At 58.3% G+C, this 17650-nt stretch carries 14 protein-coding genes and 3 pseudogenes; 15 read left to right on the top strand and 2 right to left on the bottom strand.

What is annotated here, in order from left to right; all coding sequences use genetic code 11:
• The first annotated feature begins 12 nt into the window (after positions 1-12).
• The 5 genes from D3D01_RS20785 to D3D01_RS20765 all read left to right on the top strand — a co-directional run bounded on the left by D3D01_RS20785 (position 13) and on the right by D3D01_RS20765 (position 5301).
• Positions 13-945, top strand: coding sequence for a carbohydrate ABC transporter permease (locus D3D01_RS20785; protein ID WP_007190034.1), 933 nt, complete (start codon positions 13-15; stop codon positions 943-945).
• Complete coding sequence (locus tag D3D01_RS20780) at positions 945-1823, top strand: carbohydrate ABC transporter permease (protein ID WP_007190033.1); 879 nt, start codon at positions 945-947, stop codon at positions 1821-1823. Before D3D01_RS20785 ends, D3D01_RS20780 begins: the two co-directional genes overlap by 1 nt.
• A gap of 91 nt (positions 1824-1914) precedes the next feature.
• Positions 1915-3075 (top strand): ABC transporter ATP-binding protein, encoded by a 1161-nt coding sequence (locus D3D01_RS20775; RefSeq protein WP_101351961.1) that lies wholly within the window; start codon positions 1915-1917, stop codon positions 3073-3075.
• Positions 3076-3139: 64 nt separating this feature from the next.
• Entirely contained in the window at positions 3140-3793 is a 654-nt protein-coding gene (locus tag D3D01_RS20770; RefSeq protein ID WP_101351960.1) for a class II aldolase/adducin family protein, read from the top strand.
• A 32-nt stretch (positions 3794-3825) separates the two neighbouring features.
• A complete protein-coding gene (locus tag D3D01_RS20765) occupies positions 3826-5301 on the top strand; it encodes a rhamnulokinase family protein (protein WP_121513603.1) in 1476 nt (491 codons plus the stop codon).
• A gap of 5 nt (positions 5302-5306) precedes the next feature.
• On the opposite strand, the gene D3D01_RS20760 is transcribed toward D3D01_RS20765, so the two are convergent.
• Complete coding sequence (locus D3D01_RS20760; protein WP_121513602.1) at positions 5307-6080, bottom strand: SDR family NAD(P)-dependent oxidoreductase; 774 nt, start codon at positions 6078-6080, stop codon at positions 5307-5309.
• Between the two features lie 119 nt (positions 6081-6199).
• Here D3D01_RS20760 and dgoD point away from each other — a divergent pair, with 119 nt between their 5' ends.
• From dgoD to D3D01_RS20720, 8 genes and pseudogenes are all read left to right on the top strand, one after another.
• Positions 6200-7351 (top strand): galactonate dehydratase, encoded by a 1152-nt coding sequence (gene dgoD / locus D3D01_RS20755; RefSeq protein WP_121513601.1) that lies wholly within the window; start codon positions 6200-6202, stop codon positions 7349-7351.
• 69 nt (positions 7352-7420) lie between these two features.
• The gene (locus D3D01_RS20750; protein WP_101351956.1) at positions 7421-8452 is read left to right on the top strand and encodes an NAD(P)-dependent alcohol dehydrogenase; all 1032 of its coding nucleotides are present in this window, start codon (positions 7421-7423) and stop codon (positions 8450-8452) included.
• 320 nt (positions 8453-8772) lie between these two features.
• Positions 8773-9791, top strand: a pseudogene (locus tag D3D01_RS20745) (MsnO8 family LLM class oxidoreductase).
• Positions 9792-10096: 305 nt separating this feature from the next.
• Positions 10097-10323, top strand: a pseudogene (locus tag D3D01_RS20740) (IS5/IS1182 family transposase); the annotation flags it as partial.
• A gap of 493 nt (positions 10324-10816) precedes the next feature.
• The gene (locus tag D3D01_RS20735) at positions 10817-11647 is read left to right on the top strand and encodes an IS5 family transposase (protein WP_121513619.1); all 831 of its coding nucleotides are present in this window, start codon (positions 10817-10819) and stop codon (positions 11645-11647) included.
• 299 nt (positions 11648-11946) lie between these two features.
• Positions 11947-12828, top strand: a complete 882-nt coding sequence (locus tag D3D01_RS20730; RefSeq protein ID WP_121513600.1) for a ParA family protein — start codon at positions 11947-11949, stop codon at positions 12826-12828.
• Positions 12828-13211, top strand: coding sequence for a hypothetical protein (locus tag D3D01_RS20725; RefSeq protein WP_121513599.1), 384 nt, complete (start codon positions 12828-12830; stop codon positions 13209-13211). The genes D3D01_RS20730 and D3D01_RS20725 overlap by 1 nt, the downstream gene beginning before the upstream one ends.
• A gap of 635 nt (positions 13212-13846) precedes the next feature.
• Positions 13847-14869 (top strand): site-specific integrase, encoded by a 1023-nt coding sequence (locus D3D01_RS20720; RefSeq protein ID WP_121513598.1) that lies wholly within the window; start codon positions 13847-13849, stop codon positions 14867-14869.
• A 560-nt stretch (positions 14870-15429) separates the two neighbouring features.
• Here D3D01_RS20720 and D3D01_RS20715 read toward each other — a convergent pair.
• On the bottom strand, positions 15430-16497 hold the full coding sequence (locus D3D01_RS20715; protein ID WP_199725539.1) for a CNNM domain-containing protein: 1068 nt from the start codon (positions 16495-16497) through the stop codon (positions 15430-15432).
• A 128-nt stretch (positions 16498-16625) separates the two neighbouring features.
• On the opposite strand from D3D01_RS20715, the pseudogene D3D01_RS24705 reads away from it, so the two are divergent.
• Together D3D01_RS24705 and D3D01_RS20705 are read left to right on the top strand one after the other, a co-directional pair.
• Positions 16626-16820: pseudogene (locus D3D01_RS24705) on the top strand (hypothetical protein); the annotation flags it as partial.
• A gap of 190 nt (positions 16821-17010) precedes the next feature.
• Positions 17011-17650 (top strand): cytochrome ubiquinol oxidase subunit I (locus tag D3D01_RS20705; protein ID WP_147439963.1); only part of this gene is annotated, 640 nt, incomplete at its 3' end.

Below are 17650 nucleotides of genomic sequence, written 5' to 3'. Positions count from 1 at the left end.
TAAACCCCACAAATGAGTACACCAACGCAAACGGAAACGACACCACAATCGACCTTCGCCAGGCTACGGGACCTGTGGAACGACTACCTCCCGTACTGGTTCATGGCACCGATGGTCGTGGTGATGGTGATGATCACCTTCTTCCCCGGTGCCTACGACCTGTATCTCAGCCTCATCGCGGAGCCGGCACTCGACGTGTTTTCGGCCGAGTTCGTCGGACTGCGAAACTTCGAGACGGCGTTTACCCGCGGCGGCGCGATTCACTCGTTCGTCATCACGATTACCGTCGTCACCTGTGCACTGCTCCTTGAAACCGCGCTCGGGTTCCTCCTCGCCGCGCTCGTCGCCGGTGTCGGTTCCAACCGGGCGAAGTCGTTCTATCGGGTGTTGTTCATCATTCCGATGGCCGTCGCCCCCGTCTCGCTTGCGACCATCGGCCGGATCATGCTGAACAGCGAAATCGGCATCATTCCATACGTGATAAACACCGGAACCCCGTTCGCAGCACCGAACTTCCTCTCTGATGTCCCGCTGCTAACGGTGATCCTTCTTGACGCGTGGAACTGGACGCCGTTCATGTTCATCATCTTCTACGCCGGCCTCTCGTCGGTGCCGAAGACGCTCATCGAGGCCTCGCGGGTCGACGGCGCGCCGATGTGGCGGCGCTACGTCCACGTCATAATCCCCTACATGAAGCCCGTCGTCTTCGTCGCGACGCTCATCCGGCTTATCGACCTGTTCCGTACCTTCGGCGTGGTGTACGGCCTCACGGGCGGCGGCCCGGGGACGGCGACCCAACTCGTAAGCATCAACATCTACGAGCAGATGTTCATCAACAACCAGATTAACGTGGCCGCGGCGATAGCCATCGTCTACCTCGTCCTCGTCGTCGCGCTGTGTAACGTCATCATCGCGAAGGTCGGCTTCGAGGGGGTGTGGGACTGATGGCGACCACTGACGGCGATTCCCCCACCGCTTCACAGCGACTCGACAAGGACACCCGGGAGACGCTGGTCACGGTCGTTCGACACACGATTCTGCTGACGTGGTCGTTCATCGTGCTGTTCCCGCTGTACTGGCTCGCCTCGATGTCGCTGAAGCCGCCGGGCACAGCGAACTCGCTGCCGCCTGACTGGATATTCCTGCCGACGGTGTACAACTACATCCAGCTGATTCAGGACTCGGGGTTCGTCGCGGCCTTTGCCAACAGCCTCGTGATGGTGTCGGCGTCGGTCGTCCTCGTCTTGCTTATCGGCGTGCCCGCCGCGTACGTCCTCTCGCGGTACGACATCCCGATGGAGCGGGACGTGCTCGTGTGGATACTCTCTTCGCGGATGCTCCCGCCCATCGCCGTCGTGCTCCCGTTCTTCATCATCTTCCGGGAGCTCAATCTGTTCGACACGCGCATCGGGATGGTGCTGATGTACGTCAGCATCAACCTCTCGCTGGTCGTCTGGGTGATGAAGGCGTTCTTCGACGGCATCCCCGAGACCTTGGAGGAGGCGGCCCGAGTTGACGGCGCGACCCAGTTCCAGGGTTTCAGGAAGGTCGTCCTGCCGGCGGCCAAGCCGGGCATCTTCTCGGTGGCCATCATCAGCTTCATCTTCGCGTGGATTGAGCTGCTGTTCGGGCTCGTGCTGACGAGCTTCGAGGCCGTGCCAGTGACGCTGTTCGTCTACTCGTTCATCGGCTCCCGCTCCATCGAGTGGGGGATGCTCGCGGCCGCCTCGACGGCGATGATCGTCCCGGTCGTCATCTTCCTTATCGCGGTCAACAAGTACCTCGCAGCCGGCCTCAGCTTCGGTGTGGTGATCAAAGAATGACCACGCTGTCCACACCACGAAAGGCATCGCCCGCAAACGACGCCCCTGCGGCGGCGGTAGCTTCAACTAGCCGCACATCGGAGGCAAAATAATGGCAAAGATCACAATCGACGACGTTACGAAGCGATTCGGTGAAGGAGATGAGTCAATCGTCGCCGTCGACGACGTCTCGCTGGACATCCGCGATGGCGAGTTCATCGTCTTCGTCGGTCCGTCCGGGAGCGGGAAGTCAACACTAATGCGCATCGTCGCAGGGCTGGAGACGCAAACGGAAGGCGACATTCACATCGGCGACGACCTCGTCAATCAGCTCGGCCCGCGCGCCCGGGACATCGCGATGGTGTTCCAGAACTACGCGTTGTACCCCAACATGACGGTCGAGGAGAATATGTCCTTCGGGCTGAAGATGTCGACGGATATGTCCGCCGACGAGATCGAGGAAGCCGTCACGTCCGCCGCCGAGATGATGGATATCGATATGCTGTTGGACGATAGGCCCGGCGAACTCTCCGGGGGACAACAACAGCGTGTCGCGCTCGGTCGCGCAATCGTCCGCGACCCGAACGTGTTCCTGATGGACGAGCCGCTGTCGAACTTGGACGCGAAGCTCCGGGCGGAGATGCGCACCGAGATCAACCGACTCCAGAACGACCTCGACGTGACGACGCTGTACGTCACCCACGACCAGACGGAAGCGATGACGATGGGCGACCGACTCGTCGTCCTCAACTACGGTGAACTCCAGCAGGTCGGGACGCCGCTGGAGTGTTTCTACCGCCCAGCCAACCAGTTCGTCGCCGGCTTCCTCGGCTCGCCGTCGATGAACTTCTTCGAAGGCACGGTCGAAGGCGGAACGCTCCGCGCGGACGGCTTCGACTTCGACCTGACCGAGAGGATGCAGTCCTCGGTCGGGAGCCGCAACAACCTCGTCCTCGGAATCCGGCCAGAAGACATGGCGCTTCACGACCGAGCGAACTCGGGCCACGAGTTCGAGGCCGTCGTCGACGTCGTCGAACCGATGGGGAGCATCTCCTACGTCTACCTACAGGCGCGGGCACAGAGTCATGAACAGACGTTCATCGTCGAGACGGACGGTCAGCGGCCAATCAGCGAGGGCCAGCACGTCTACGTCGAGATTCCCGACGGAGATGTCCACCTGTTCGACGCCGCCAGCGGCGAGACGATCCACCAGCGCCAACTCGGTGACGACGCGGAGATGGCGCTCGAAGAGCAGATGAAACCCGCCGAGTGACGGCAATACCCGCCGTCATCATCCCACTCGCCCCAACCGACCGACAGTTATCGACACACGACACATGACAGCTCAAGACATTTCACACTACGAGACGCGTAACGCTATCTGCGAGTACGGCCGGAGCCTGCTCGACGACGACCTGACAACCGGGACTGGCGGAAATCTCAGCGCCCGGCTCGACGAGAATCACATCGCGATCAGCCCGTCGGGAATCCCCTATGGAGAGATCGAACCGGAAGACGTTCCGATCGTACACACGGACGGCACTGTCGTCGAGGGCGACGTCGACCCGTCGACGGAGCTACCGATGCACCTGGCCGTCTACCGCGAGCGACCGGCGGTCGGCGGCGTCGTCCACACCCACTCGCCGTACGCGACGACGTTCGCCTCGCTGGGCGAGCCGATACCGGCCTCGCACTACCTCCTCTCGTTTACCGGGACAGAGGTCCCCGTCGCCGAATACCGGACACACGCGACCGAAGAACTCGGCGAAGCGGCCGTCGACGCGCTGGGCGAGTCGTTCAACGCCACGCTGTTGCGCAACCACGGCGTGCTGACCGCCGGCGAGTCGCTGGACGACGCCTACACGGTCGCGCTGATGGTCGAGTACTGCGCCCGCATCCACCATCAGGCCCGGGCCATCGGCGAGCCGGAGATCCTCCCGGACGAGGAGATCGACCGGCTGGCCGACAAGCTCGACAGCTACGGACAGTGACCACCCGTGCGAACCACACCTGAAAGCATCCCATGAACCACGTCGCAATCGACATCGGCGCGAGCGGCGGGACGGTGTTCCTCGGCGAGGTGACCGAGTCCTCGTTCGCGGTACAGGAGGTCCACCGGTTCGACAACCGACCCGTCGAGCGGGACGGCCGCTACGTCTGGGACGTCGACACGCTGGTCGACCACATCGGCGACGGGCTCCGGGTTGCCGACGACCGCGCCGACGGCCTCGACACGGTCGGTATCGACACCTGGGGGCTCGACTTCGGACTCCTTGCCGACGGCGAACTGCTCCGGGACCCGGTATCATACCGCGACCCCGAGTCAACGGCCACGCGCGAGCAAGTGTTCGAGGCCGTCGGCAAGCGGCGGCTGTTCGACGCGACCGGCATCACGAACTGGAACACGCCGAACACGCTGTGGCAGCTCCATACCATCGCCAAGCGGGAGCCCGAACGCCTCGAAGAAAGCGACGGCCTGCTCATGATGCCACAGCTTCTGTCAACACGGATTGGAGGGGTGCCGGTGGGCGAGGTGACGATTGCCTCGACCACGCAGATGGTCGACCCCGAGGAACGAACGTGGGCCATCGACCTGCTCGACGAGTTGTCGGTTCCAACGGACCTGCTCCCGGACCTGTCCGAACCCGGACAATGTCTCGGGGCGGTCGATGACGACGTCGTCTCGGGGTTGTCTTCCACACCGGAGATCGTGACTCCGGCGAGCCACGACACGGCGGCGGCTGTCGGCGGCCTCCCGCTCGTCGAGGACGCCGCGTTCCTCAACACCGGGTCGTGGTTCGTCCTCGGCGTCGAGCGCGACGGCCCGGTGCGGACGGACGCCGCCTTCGAACAGGCCGTCTCGAACGAACTCGGCGTCGACGGGTCCGTCCGGCTCCTGAAGAACATCAACGGCTTCTTTATGCTCGAAGAGTGCCGCGAAGCGTGGCGCGAGGCCGGGAAGTCAGTCGACTACGGCGACCTGCTGTCGGCCGCCGAGAAGGCCCCGCCACGGACCGCACTCGTCGACACGGACGCCGACGCGTTCGGCATCGACGAGCCGATGCCCGACCAGATTCGGGCCTACTGTCGCCGAACGGACCAGCCCGTTCCGACAGGGCAGGGCGGTATCGTCCGCTGTCTCCTCGACAGCCTGGCGGCGAAAACGGCGCTGGAACTCGACGCGCTCGCGGCAGTCATCGATGATCCACCATCGCGCATTGTTCTCGGTGGCGGCGGCGTCCGGAACGAACTGTTCTGTCAGTTACTGGCCGACGCCACCGACCGCCCAGTGTCGACTGGGCCAGTCGAGGCGACGGCTGTCGGAAACGTCCTCACACAGGCCGTCGCCGCCGGAACGGTTTCTGACATCGAAACCGGGCGGCAGTTGGTCGAGTCGGCGTTCGAGACGACGACATACGAACCGGGTACCACTGGCGAGTGGGCCGACGCAAAAGATCGGTTGGCTGCACTGACCGACGACTCGCTGTCCGAAGTCTGACGCTTTCACCGCGAGGTGTAGCCACCGTCCATCACGACGGTCGACCCCGTCATGTACGACGACGCGTCCGACGCGAGGTAGACGACGAGTTCTTTCAGTTCCTCAGGCCGGCCGAGTCGGCCCATCGGCGTGTTTTCGAGCCATGTCTCCTCCATCTCGGGGCTCTCTTCGAGCACTTCGTCGACGAGTTCGGTCCGCATGTAGCCGGGCGCAATAGCGTTGACGCGGACGCCCTGCTTGCCCCACTCGACCGCCAGTGACTGGGTCAGCATCCTGACGCCGGCTTTCGTCGTGTTGTAGCTGGCCTGTTTCTGTGGGACGTTCACGTCGAAGCCTGACATCGAGGAGACGTTGACGATACTCCCCTCGCCCCGTTCGAGCATCTGCTGGCCGACGTGTTTGGCACAGAGGAAGACGCCGTCGAGGTTGACCGACACGACCCGCCGCCATGACTCGATGCTCGTCTCCTCCGCAGGGGAGTTCTCGACGATTCCGGCGTTGTTGACCAGTACGTCGATCGGTCCGAGGCGGTCAGTCACGTCTTCGACCATCGCCTCGACCGAGGCCTCGTCCGTCACGTCGACCTCCGTCGCGATGACGTCTGTTTGACCGTCGAGTTCTGAGGCCGTCCGTTCCGCCTTCTCGATGTTCACGTCCGCGATAGCCACGTCGGCCCCCATCTCGGTGAGACCGGTCGCCATCTGTTTCCCGAGGCCCTGCGCGGCACCGGTGACGATAGCTGTCTCTCCGTCGAGGGAGAAACTGTCAAGTACACTCATGCGTACGCTTGGTGCTCCGGCAGCCTCCAGCATAAATGTACGCCTAGCTCTGTCATACGCCCTGGCGGCTGGTATCGGCAGCCAGTCATTACAAGTACTCCCTCGCAGATAACATAGCTATGCAAATCACCGACTTCGAACTGTTCGCCGTGCCGCCGCGGTGGTTGCTTCTAAAACTGGAGACTGACGAGGGGATCGTCGGCTGGGGCGAGCCCATCGTTCAGGGCCGGTTGGAGACAGTCCGTGCCGCTGTTACCGAGCTTATCGAGGCGTATCTCCTTGGGGCCGACCCGCTTCGAACCGAGTATCACTGGCGGAAGCTCTATCAGAGCGGGTACTTCCGCGGCGGGCCGATACTCATGAGCGCGCTCGCGGGCATCGACCACGCGCTCTGGGACATCAAGGGGCGGCACTACGGTGCACCAGTGCACGAACTACTCGGCGGGCACGTCCGTGATAAGCTACTCGTCTACCAGTGGCTCGGTGGCGACGACCCCGAAGACGTGGCTGTCGCCGCAAGAGAGGACAGGGAACGCGGCTACAGGGCGTTCAAGTTCAATTTCGCCCGCGAGTTTCGGCCGATTGAGACGCCGAATGCCGTCGATCATGCGGTCGAGCGCGTGGCCGCAATCCGTGACGCCGTCGGTGGCGATGCCCTCGTCGGCGTCGACTTCCACGGCCGCGTCTCGAAACCGATGGCTGCAGATCTTGTCGAGCGACTCGAACAGTTTGATCTGATGTTTATCGACCAGCCGCTGCTCCCCGAACACGACGAATCGTTTGCCAGTATCGCCGAGCGGACGACTGTCCCGATAGCGACTGGCGAACGGTTCTATTCGCGCTACGACTTCAAGCGCCTCCTCGTCGATGACGCGGTGTCGATACTCCAGCCCGACGTGACCCATGTCGGTGGTATCAGCGAAATGCGCAAGGTCGCGTCGATGGCGGAAGCGTTCGATGTGTCCGTTGTTCCACACTGCCCGCTCGGCCCCATCGCGTTCGCGGCGAGCCTGCAGGTCGGGTTTTCCGCCCAGAACGTCGTGTTGCATGAACAGGACCTTGACTTGCACGACCCGACGTCGAGCCAGCGACTCAAGATTCTGGAGGACCCGGAGACGTTCCAGTTCGAAGATGGGTACCTCAAACGACCGACCGGCTCTGGACTCGGTATCGACATCGACGAGGCCTACATCCGCGAGCTGGCACAGACAGAGGTCAACTGGTACAACCCGGTCTGGCATCATGAGGACGGGAGTGTCGCGGAGTGGTAACTGGACACGGCAACCGCACGTGGCGGCCCACCCTGTGTATTTTTATGGCTCTGTTCCGTGCCAACAGGTATGCGAACTGCTGTACTGGTAGAACCGACTGAGTTCGAGCTGGAGGACCGTCCCAGACCGTCGCCCGGGCCCGATGACGTACTCGTAGCCGTGCGCGACGTGGGCATCTGTGGCTCCGACGTCCACTACTACGAACACGGTCGTATTGGCGACTACGTCGTCGAGGACCCGCTCGTCCTCGGACACGAGAGCGCTGGCGAAGTCGTCGAGGTCGGCGAGAACGTAACCGACCACGAACCGGGCGACCGCGTCGCGCTCGAACCCGGCGTTCCATGCCGGCGCTGTGCCCACTGCAAGCGCGGCGACTATCACCTCTGTGAATCCGTTCGGTTCATGGCGACACCGCCACACGACGGCGCGTTCACGGAGTACGTCTCGTGGCCGGCCGACTTCGCCTACACGCTACCGGAGTCCGTCTCCACCGCAGAGGGGGCGCTGTGCGAGCCGCTTTCGGTCGGAATCCACGCCTGCCGCCGCGGCAGCGTCGGAACCGGCGATACGGTGCTGATAACCGGAGCCGGTCCTATCGGGCTGATGGTGCTAGAGGCCGCGCGCGCCGCGGGCGCGACGGACGTAATACTAACCGATGTTGTCGACGAAAAGCTGGCGTTCGCCGAAAAGCGTGGCGCGGACTTGGCAGTCAACGTTGCCGAAACGGACCTCGATGCGGCGGTCGCCGAGTACACGGACGGCGTCGGTGCTGATGTGGTCGTCGAAGCCTCCGGCGCGGAGCCGTCGATCAAGTCGACGATTGACGTGGTCCGTCGGGGCGGCACTGTCGTCCTGGTTGGCCTGGCCAGCGAAGCGGAGGTCCCCATCGACGTGCTGGAACTCATCGACAACGAAGTCGATGTCCACGGCTCGTTCCGGTACAAGAACACCTACGACGCGGCTGTCGACCTGTTGGCCGACGGCGAAGCCGACGTCGAGGGCATAATCGACTTCCAATCCGAACTCGAAGACATCGACGCTGCGTTCCGCCGAGCGATGGAACCAACTGTCGTCAAAGGTATGATATCACTTGATTCGTAACCAGCACTGCATTGAGAAGATTGTCACAAAGCAAGTATAGTATGATGGATAGCAGACCATCACTGAATACTGGGAGTGATTTTGGCAGACCCGGTGTATGCACGACATCTGACGAAACTCTGAAGCAACCGCTGAGACGGTTAACTATATCGAAGTATGGCCAGAGGCCGCTTGAGTGCGATCAATTTGGGTTTTGGAGGGCTTTGGTAGGTGCCTGAACAGGTACGTTCCAAGCTACGCACTGTACTAAGACCGTCACCATCTCAAAATAAGGTATCCTGAATATAGTACAATTCTACAGTTGTTGTGACTGGAAATGGATCTCTCAATTTATCTCTCCGTTCCCGGATTACGGAACTGCGACTGGTGCGCATGCGAACACCATCGATGCTGCCTATCAGGCCGAACGCCTCGACTATTTCTAGTTCTGAATGGCATAACACCATAGCATGGGGAATAAGATCGCAGAACAACCCCCGAGGTACTGCTTGGCAACCTCACCGATGAAACCGACTCGATTCGTCTCGGTTCGGGGGCGGCTCTGCTCAATCACTACAGTCCGTTCAAAATCGCGGAGCTATTCGGCTCCCTCGATGGCCTTGCCCCCTGACGGATCGATGCGGAACTCGGGCGGGCCAACGGCTCTCCGGCCGTCGACCGGGCACTCGGGACAGACCGTCGCGCCCAGAACCCCGACGAGGACCACGCCGAAAAAAAATCGAGGCTGTCGTTTCGCACCTTTACGATAGCTACCCGAACAGTCATGCCTACAGTGACCTCGAGATCCACCAGTCAAATTCAGACATACACGTTCCGTGAGGTCTTGGGCCAAGTCAGTTGAGCGCCGCACTGTCTTGCGAACTCGGCCTGCGCTACTGTTTCGCCACGTACATTCAACCGGATCTGGCTCCCGTTTGTTCAAGAAGTACCGGGATCACTTCGAATCGTCGGAGTTGTACGGCGGTATCAACAAGCTATCAAGAATGTCGCAGTGAATGCGGTTTGTGGTGAAACCGACGACGAATCGGCGCGGCTCCGAGCCGTGACCAACGCGTCGTTCGAGCGGATGGAGCGAGTGGTCGTTGGCACGCCTCCATCGGTTGAGGAGGCTACCGACGAGCTTGGGGCCGTGCCCGAACCGACGCCCGCCACACTAGATGCCGGAGAGTGGCCGCAGGCGATTTCCGACAGTCCGGACACACTCAATGACTTTCCTGAACAACTGTCTGATCGTGTCGGAATCGATGAAGTGATGATCCGGCACGTCGTCTGCAACCACGCTGACGCGCTCCAATCAAACGAGTTGTTCGCATACCGTGTCGATCTCACACCGCGTTAGTCCCTTCTATCAGAGAGATTAACCGAGCGTCGAGATTCAGTACCAGAGAGTCGGTATATGGTAATAAATCTACGAGAAAGAGGGTCGTCTATGCGTGCTTATTTTTACTACGGCATATATGTGCGTGTATTTTCGTGTTTTGTACTTTTCCTGAAATACGGAATCTATATTTGCCCCTCTCAATTTTGTATCCCAGCATCTCTGCACAGAGTGTAACGGTAATGGCATCTGGAAAATGGCTAATCTACGGCGGTTCCAGATGCCACCTGTTCGGACCAGCTTAGTCATCGTCGGCCGTCAGAGCAATCGGCTCCGTCAAGTCGGTTCCGGATAGCGCGGACGGGTACGCCGAGTGGGTACAGATCGCGTTGATTCTGTACTGTGTCGAACTGGAGAAGAGTCTCCGTGAGACGGAAGCAATCTCAACGAGATGCCCGGTATTCCCGCTGTGTTCGGCTCTGAGGAGACACCGCACTATAGCTCGCTGTGCCGGTGGGAACAAGAGTACCGGATGCGTGAGTTCCGCCGCCTGACTCCCTTCTCCGGACGTATCTAGGAGAGGAATCGACGTCGCCACCGAAACAATGGAGTGAAATAAAAATTTTTTGACTTTTCAGCAGATATTGTGAGTGGCGGCTGCTGTGTCTTCTGAGGTCGAAAAAGCCGTCTTTAGCGGCGTAAAATTGTGGATTAGTAACCCTACGACGACGCTATCTTGCGTGCAACAAAATAAGTTCGCGACTCATGTTCGGGAAACCCCTCACCCGGCGGAGGCTCACAAAATACGGGCGAGTTCCCTTGCTGTCAGACTAGGATTGCTCTAGCGGTTCGACCCACTCGGGAGCGCAATCGTGTGTGCCGCCGTAGATCGAGTGCTCGGGGTACTGGTCGTCGGCAGCCTCGACAGCGACGATCACGTTGCCGCCGGAACACGAAATCTCTGTAACGGGCTCTGTTGAATCACTAGACAGCGTCGGGATAGGTCGCTAAATCAAAGGAGTTGAAGCGGGATGATTCGGTTGCCTATGACACAAATCTCCCGCTTCACTGGTGAGATTGTGCCGATTGCCCAAGTTGTTACCGGTGATGGAGACGAATCCGCCGCCCCGGAAGGTGGCGGCGGATTCGCCGACTATGCCCTCGTTTCCCTCCATTGTCTGCGGATTTACCTTGATGCGTCCTACCGAATGACGATTGACCTGCTCAAAGAGATGCCACAAATAACCGGGGAGATCGGCCTTGAAGCGGCCGATCTACCCTCTCCATCCACATTGTGTAAGGCATTCGACCGGATCGAAATGAGCATCTGTCGAGTGTTGCTGCGCCAGTCGGCGCAGCTACGCGACCCATCGAAACACGCTGCAATCGATGCCACGTTCTACGAACGCTCAGCAGCGAGCCGCCACTACTGCCAGCGAATCAGTTACCGCGTGCAGAAGCTGAAAGTCACGAAACTCGTCGATACAGACTCCCAAGCGATCCTTGACGTACACTGCTCGACGACTCGGGAGGGAAGTGACGCAGACCTCGCTGAGCAGATCGCCCGCCGGAACGCGGGCGATCTGCAGTCTCTGGCGGCCGATAAAGGCTATGACAAGCAAGCGCTCCGCAAAGCACTCCGTGAACTCGGCATCAGACCGCTCATCAAGCACCGCATCTTCGCTCCTTACGACCACGCTCACAACGCCAGAATCGACAAACAACGCTACAATCAGCGCTCTATGACTGAGACCGTCAATTCGGCTGTGAAGCGCTCGCTCGGCTTCGCCGTGCGAGCGCGTTCCTGGTTCCGTGAATTCCGAGAAATTGCTCTGATGTGTGTCGTCTACAACATCAAACGTGCCGTCAAACAGTGAATTCAATCGCCTTATGGCGATTCAACACAGCCGAAATAAAACATTTGCAGGGAGCTGGGGTAATAACCTACGTTTAGTCGCGATGCTAGTCATTTCACGATACCATTAGGCGTGACGATCCTGCTAACTTGGTATGCGGCTCTTTGATAACGGAATCATAACTTGGTGGTCTCAAATACATCAGCTATTCCACCTACGTAATCTACCTCATCTAAATGAGCTACCTTAGGTGTCTAAGGTACACTATCTAAGTTACCTAAGGCAGAACAGCTAAGTCACCTAAGGTAGATAAGCCTGCTATGAGTGATGAAGCACCAACGCCCCGCGCAGTCAGTGTGGGCGTCTTGAAAGGCGGCTTCGGAAAGACAACGACAGCGATCAACCTCGGGCGCGAGCTTGCCCATCGAAACGAACGCGCGTTACTGATCGATCTTGACGACAACGGCCACATGACGCTTATTCTAGGTCATGACGACGCGTACCGGGGTGAGCGCTGGAACACGAACCACGCCGCCGATGTCTTGCTTGACGGCGCGGACCCGCATGATTACATAACAAACGTTAGTGATGGGCTCGACCTTTTCCCAGCTCACGTTGACCTAGAAGACGTCCAGTCGGGGCTTAAGGAGGCTACGATGGGGACGACACGTCTCAAAGAGGAACTAGTCGGCGAACTGCTCGGCGAAACGTACGACTATATCGTCATTGACTGTCCGGCCAATCGCGGGAAGCTTAACGACAATGCGATGTATGCGACCGGGAACATTATCATCCCACTCCGGCCAGAGAACGGCTATGAGACCGGGTTGACGAATACAGTCCAACGCCTGGTCATGGAAGCCCGGGAGTACTTCGATCTCGACATTCTTGCCGTGACGCCGACAGACCTCAGCGACCGTATTGACCAAGACACACGCGACCGCCGGCTACTCCGGGAAATGACCACCCGCGAGGCCGTCGCAAAACACGTCCCGAACTACGCGTATCTCTCACCCGAGGACTGGGAGAACGTGGATAACGGAGCGTATGACCATGACCTTCCTGGTATTCGACACCGAGCGGCTATCGACAATGCGAACGATGAGGGTGTACCGTTGCGCGACTACGACCCTGGGTGCGATCAACTCCAGTGTTACGACGAACTCGCAAAAATCGTCGAGACTGGGGAGGTGCGTCGTTAATGGGTTTCGATGATCTTGAAGACGCAGCGGCCCAGCAAGATGCCGACGACGCTGACGACGCGGGCGAGACGAAATCAAAACCTATGCCAGATCCAAATCAGACCGACCGCCAACAGTCGGAACCGTCTACAGAAAACGACGGCAACGACTGGAAGCGTCGACCGGCGTTCCCGTACGACGACGCCTCACAGGAGGCTATCTACCCGAGGTCCGACACATGGGACGAGTTCGAGGACATACTCGACTTCGAAGTGAAACGTGAACTCCGCGATGCTGGCTTACGGGATATCCCGAAACGGGAGTACCACGAGGCACTGCTCAAGTTGGCGATGGAAAACCCAGACCGGCTTGCAGAACTCGTGATAGACGGTCGGAAGTCCTGAAGCCTAATTCGTAAAAATGACCGACCTGAAAGAGACCAACCGCCATGTCTCGAACACGCTGCTGGGACAAATCAACGAGTAGTAGCATGACGAGGACTAGAAAGGGTGACATCGCCGACTGACAGCGGCGAATATATTCCGAACTTGAGTAAGATCACATCTCAGGACTGACTGAATTTCTAGACACCGGATTTTGATTGTCTGGCCCTTTTGATGTCGATTTCTATTCGAAAGGGTACACGACCAGAAGTTGAGACCAGCGTTCTCAATGCATATGGAACTACCTTCCTTCGCTTGCCCCGATTAGAGTGCCTGCTCGACAAACTGCGACACAATTCGGTCTTCGGCATCCCCACAGAAGTTGAGACCGCCGCTCTCAATGCACGAGTTCAATCGTCTCCGTGTCATGAAGAGCGCCGGTGGTATCTCATGCGTGACCCTGCGATGATTCGTTGTTTATCAAAGGTCAGAATTTGAGCGAGATTGATATAGCTACATAGACTTTATCAGACACAGAAAGCCCGAATATTCTCACACAGAGTGCCTGAAACGTCGATATTCTGGTTTTGTAGATAGGTTTGTATTAACGTAATAAGCACCACCAGTTTTACCCGGACCGCCGCTGTATGGGAAGCATGGATCGTGGACCGCCTGAGTACGACGCTACACCCGGGGCTGACGCCCTGGAATCGGCCATCGAGAAACGACTGGTCGATATCGACTCCGGGCGCTACCGAACGAACGTCGCGAGCGTGCTGCGGAAGTTCGCAGCTTGGTCCCGGGACCAACATAACATCTCCAGTCCCGAAGACATCGACGATGATCTCTGCCGACAGTATGCTCGCGACCTCGCCCGGGCCGACGATCGGGACGATATCTCACCAGAGACTGCCCGTCGCTATTTCGCCTACGTCCGCTCATTTCTCACCTGGGCTGTCTACGAGGGCCTGATTCCGACGAACCCGGCCAAGACCAACCACGCCGAGGGGCCGCTCCCGACCGACGAGACTGAAACAGACCAGCAGTACTGGACCACACGGGACCGCGACGCTATTTGTGCGACAGCCACCGCTCGCGTCGACAAGGCCGGCGAAAGCGACGACATCGACCGCACGGCGGCCTATCGCGACCAGGCACTCGTCTTCCTACTCGCTTACTCAGGTGCGCGTAGCGCGGAACTCGTCGCTGTTTCTGATGACGAGGAACGCAACGGCCTCCGGTGGCGTCATGTCGATCTAGAGGCTGGCACAATGCAGGTGTTCGGCAAGAACCGTACCCGAGAGTCTGGGCCGATCCTCGACGATGCTATCCGTCCACTTCGGCGCTGGAAGCAACTTCGAGAGCCTGACGAGAACGAGGCCGTCTTCCCCAGACTCGACAACGCGGCGAAAGCACTTGACCCGACACCGTCGATCACCACACAGTCGGCCCGGGATATCCTCGCCAAACTCTGTGAATGGTCCGAGTATGACTTTGATGAGCCGCTGAAGCCACACGGTGCTCGCCGTGGCCTTGGGCGAGAAATCTATCGCGAGAACCCGCAGTTGGCACAGGACGTGCTCCGGCACAAATCCATCGAGACAACCCACGAAGGCTACGCTCAGGAGGCCGCGAAACGGACTCGTGACGAAGCAAATGATCTCATCTCCGGTGAGTAGGCTAACCAACGCAGGTGTCTAAAAGATCGTATTGTTGGTTAGCTCAGTTCGGAAGATGCGCAGACAAAATTACTGATACACGATAAGTTCACCAGTATACAAGAGATTTGGCCGTCGTGCGTAGTTTGGAAACTAGTAGTTTCTTCGAGTCCATTCATACCGTGATTGGCGACGCCATCAAGGATGGATCTCGAAATTACAAAAGATAGAATACTGCCTTCAGCTGCACTCTCTAACGATCTAAATAGTAGTGCTATTTCCGCACAAACAGGAATTTCTCCCCATAGAACCTGTTAGTGGTGAGTTGGCACTACCGATTGACCGATCGGTGTCATATAGCGACTTCCTTCAGCGTGTCATAGAAACGTTCGCAACCTTGTTGCAGTCATCGATGAACGATTGGTACAGGTGGAATGTCTACCAGTCCGATCTGCTCAATCTGTAGCCCGCTCCGGGAAAAATACGCCAGCCTCATAAGATGGTTCCGGCACCAGTTAGAAATAGCGAGTCCACTGATGTACATCTTAACAAGGAATTGTTTTTTGATGGCTCGGTATCTTTCACTCGAGTGCGTTAGAGCTGCCTTGGTCAAGCGGATCTTCGATATCACCAATGATCGTTTCCAGCAGGTCAGTGACGGTCACCAGTCCAATAACCTCGCCGTCTTCGATGATGAGAGCCATCTCTTGTCGCTCTGTCTGGAACTGATCGATCGCGTCGCTCACATCGGTATCGGGCGAAAGCGTCATCGTCGGTGCCGCCAGTTCAGTGAACGCACCGTTGCCACTGGCGAGTTCCTCACGATGGCTGAACAGAGCTGGACTGTAGACGATCCCATGGAATTCAGTCAAATCCTCACCAATTAGTGGATACCGTGTATGAGGGTGCTCCTCGAGCTTTGCGAAGTTCGCTTCAGCTGAATCCTCCGTTGATATGGCTATGATTTCTTCGGTGGGGATCATGACCTCTCTCACTGATTGTTCACCAATCGTCAACGCGTTCATAATCTCTTCACGGCGCTCTGCAGGCAATTCACCCTCTTCGAGTACCGATCCAAGCCGGTTCCGAAGGTCAGCGCGGGTTTCGATGACTTCTGTTTCGGTTTCTGTCCATGCCTGAGTCATCTCGATGCCGAACAGGCCCAGTGTTGCCTTTGCAACCGAATCACCGACCCAGATAGCTGGAGCGAGTATCTTGGCAAACCAGTACAGCGGCCGTGACCCATACCGGGCGACCTGTTTGGAGCGTTCGACACCAAGGTAGGTAGGCGTCTGTTCCCCGTGTGTGAGGTGGACCAAATTGATAATAAGAAACCCGAGTAACGAGCCAGCCCCGACCGATGCGAACGTGGTGTTCTCGAACACCGGTTCGATCAGAGCCGCTAGTCCAGGTTCGGCGATAATCCCGAGAGCGATACTGGTTGCGGAGATCCAGACTTGGCAAGTGGTTAAGTAAAACTCCAGATCAGTGGTCATTTCCCAGGCAAGCTCAAGCCCGGGCGTATCGAACTCCGATTTGGAATACTGTCTGACACGGGTCAGCGCGAACTCGATCGCGACGAAATACGCGTTCACCCCGATGAGAATGATACCACCGAGAATCCGTAATCCAATCTCAAGCGGCTCCATCATCCCGCCGTACCAATACCAGACAGAAAATAGTGCGCAGTTCAAGATCAGTAAACGTACTCTCTGGGCGGCTGTTTCAATCCGGAGTTTGGCGAAACCAGTCCCCGTGATTGTTTTATGAACGCTTCAACGATGCCATCCGGCCACTCCGGCGCTGGAAGCAACTCCGCAATTCCGATACAGGCGAAGCTGTGTTCCTTAGTCTCGATAACGCGGCGAAGACATTGGACCCGACGCCGTCAGTTACAACGCAGTCGGCTCGGAACATATTGTCAGTGCTGTGTGAGTGCCTTGACTACGAGTCTGGGGACCCACTGAACCCAACGGCAATCGCCGGCGTTGTGATGATCATCGCTGGGAGCGGTCAACTCTATCTATCAGCTATCGTATACTGATACGGCGATTGAGGTGTACAAGCAATACGGTTCTAATAATACAATACTGTTGTGGTGAATGCTCCAAAGTGGGAACCGTGAGGCTACTCATAAGCTATTGTGCCATAGCGTAAGGTGAATGGGTCCAATCACACTATTGAGTGCTGTCGATCCAGTGTTGGCAGCATTCCTCCCTCCGGAACTCGCGAGCCGTATGCAGTTCGGATGGACAATTTCCGTTCACATCATCTTCGCGTCCCTTTCGATCGGGCTTGCACCGTTTATCATCTACTTTACCTGGAAAGACGTGCGGACGAACGAGCAGCGGTATACGCGATTGCGCTCGTTCTGGGTGAAGGTTTTCGCCGCCGGCTTCGTAATGGGTACAGTCACCGGGATTCCGATGAGCTTCCAGTTCGGCACAAACTTCCCACAGTTCGCCGAGGTAGCCGGTGAACTGATCGGCGGCCCGCTGGCCTTCGAAGCGAAGATGGCGTTCTTCTTAGAGGCCGTCTTCCTCGGCGTGTTGCTGTACGGCCGCAATCGCGTCAAGGATCGGACCTACGTCATCTCGTCGGTACTCGTCGGCTTCGGTGCCTGGCTGTCGGGGTTCTGGATCTTGATCGTCAACGCCTGGATGCAGACCCCACGAGGCTACGAGATGGTCACCCGCAACGGGATGGAAATCGCCAAACTAACCGACCCGTTCGCCGCGTTCTTCACCCCGAGAATGCCCTGGATGTACGTCCATATGATGAACGCGTCGGTGATCTCGGTCG

The sequence above is a fragment of the Haloarcula sp. Atlit-7R genome (assembly GCF_003666065.1).
Classification (GTDB): Archaea; Halobacteriota; Halobacteria; order Halobacteriales; family Haloarculaceae; genus Haloarcula; species Haloarcula taiwanensis.
The sequence above is the reverse complement of the archived record's forward strand: the minus strand, read 5'-3'. Positions and strand labels throughout refer to the sequence as shown.

Excerpts from the sequence above, each read along its gene's own strand:
- D3D01_RS20785 (WP_007190034.1), top strand. The coding sequence starts at position 13 with ATGAGTACACCAACGCAAACGGAAACGACACCACAATCGACCTTCGCC.
- D3D01_RS20780 (WP_007190033.1), top strand. The coding sequence starts at position 945 with ATGGCGACCACTGACGGCGATTCCCCCACCGCTTCACAGCGACTCGAC.
- D3D01_RS20775 (WP_101351961.1), top strand. The coding sequence starts at position 1,915 with ATGGCAAAGATCACAATCGACGACGTTACGAAGCGATTCGGTGAAGGA.
- D3D01_RS20770 (WP_101351960.1), top strand. The coding sequence starts at position 3,140 with ATGACAGCTCAAGACATTTCACACTACGAGACGCGTAACGCTATCTGC.
- D3D01_RS20765 (WP_121513603.1), top strand. The coding sequence starts at position 3,826 with ATGAACCACGTCGCAATCGACATCGGCGCGAGCGGCGGGACGGTGTTC.
- D3D01_RS20760 (WP_121513602.1), bottom strand. The coding sequence starts at position 6,080 with ATGAGTGTACTTGACAGTTTCTCCCTCGACGGAGAGACAGCTATCGTC.
- dgoD (WP_121513601.1), top strand. The coding sequence starts at position 6,200 with ATGCAAATCACCGACTTCGAACTGTTCGCCGTGCCGCCGCGGTGGTTG.
- D3D01_RS20750 (WP_101351956.1), top strand. The coding sequence starts at position 7,421 with ATGCGAACTGCTGTACTGGTAGAACCGACTGAGTTCGAGCTGGAGGAC.
- D3D01_RS20735 (WP_121513619.1), top strand. The coding sequence starts at position 10,817 with ATGACACAAATCTCCCGCTTCACTGGTGAGATTGTGCCGATTGCCCAA.
- D3D01_RS20730 (WP_121513600.1), top strand. The coding sequence starts at position 11,947 with ATGAGTGATGAAGCACCAACGCCCCGCGCAGTCAGTGTGGGCGTCTTG.
- D3D01_RS20725 (WP_121513599.1), top strand. The coding sequence starts at position 12,828 with ATGGGTTTCGATGATCTTGAAGACGCAGCGGCCCAGCAAGATGCCGAC.
- D3D01_RS20720 (WP_121513598.1), top strand. The coding sequence starts at position 13,847 with ATGGATCGTGGACCGCCTGAGTACGACGCTACACCCGGGGCTGACGCC.
- D3D01_RS20715 (WP_199725539.1), bottom strand. The coding sequence starts at position 16,497 with ATGGAGCCGCTTGAGATTGGATTACGGATTCTCGGTGGTATCATTCTC.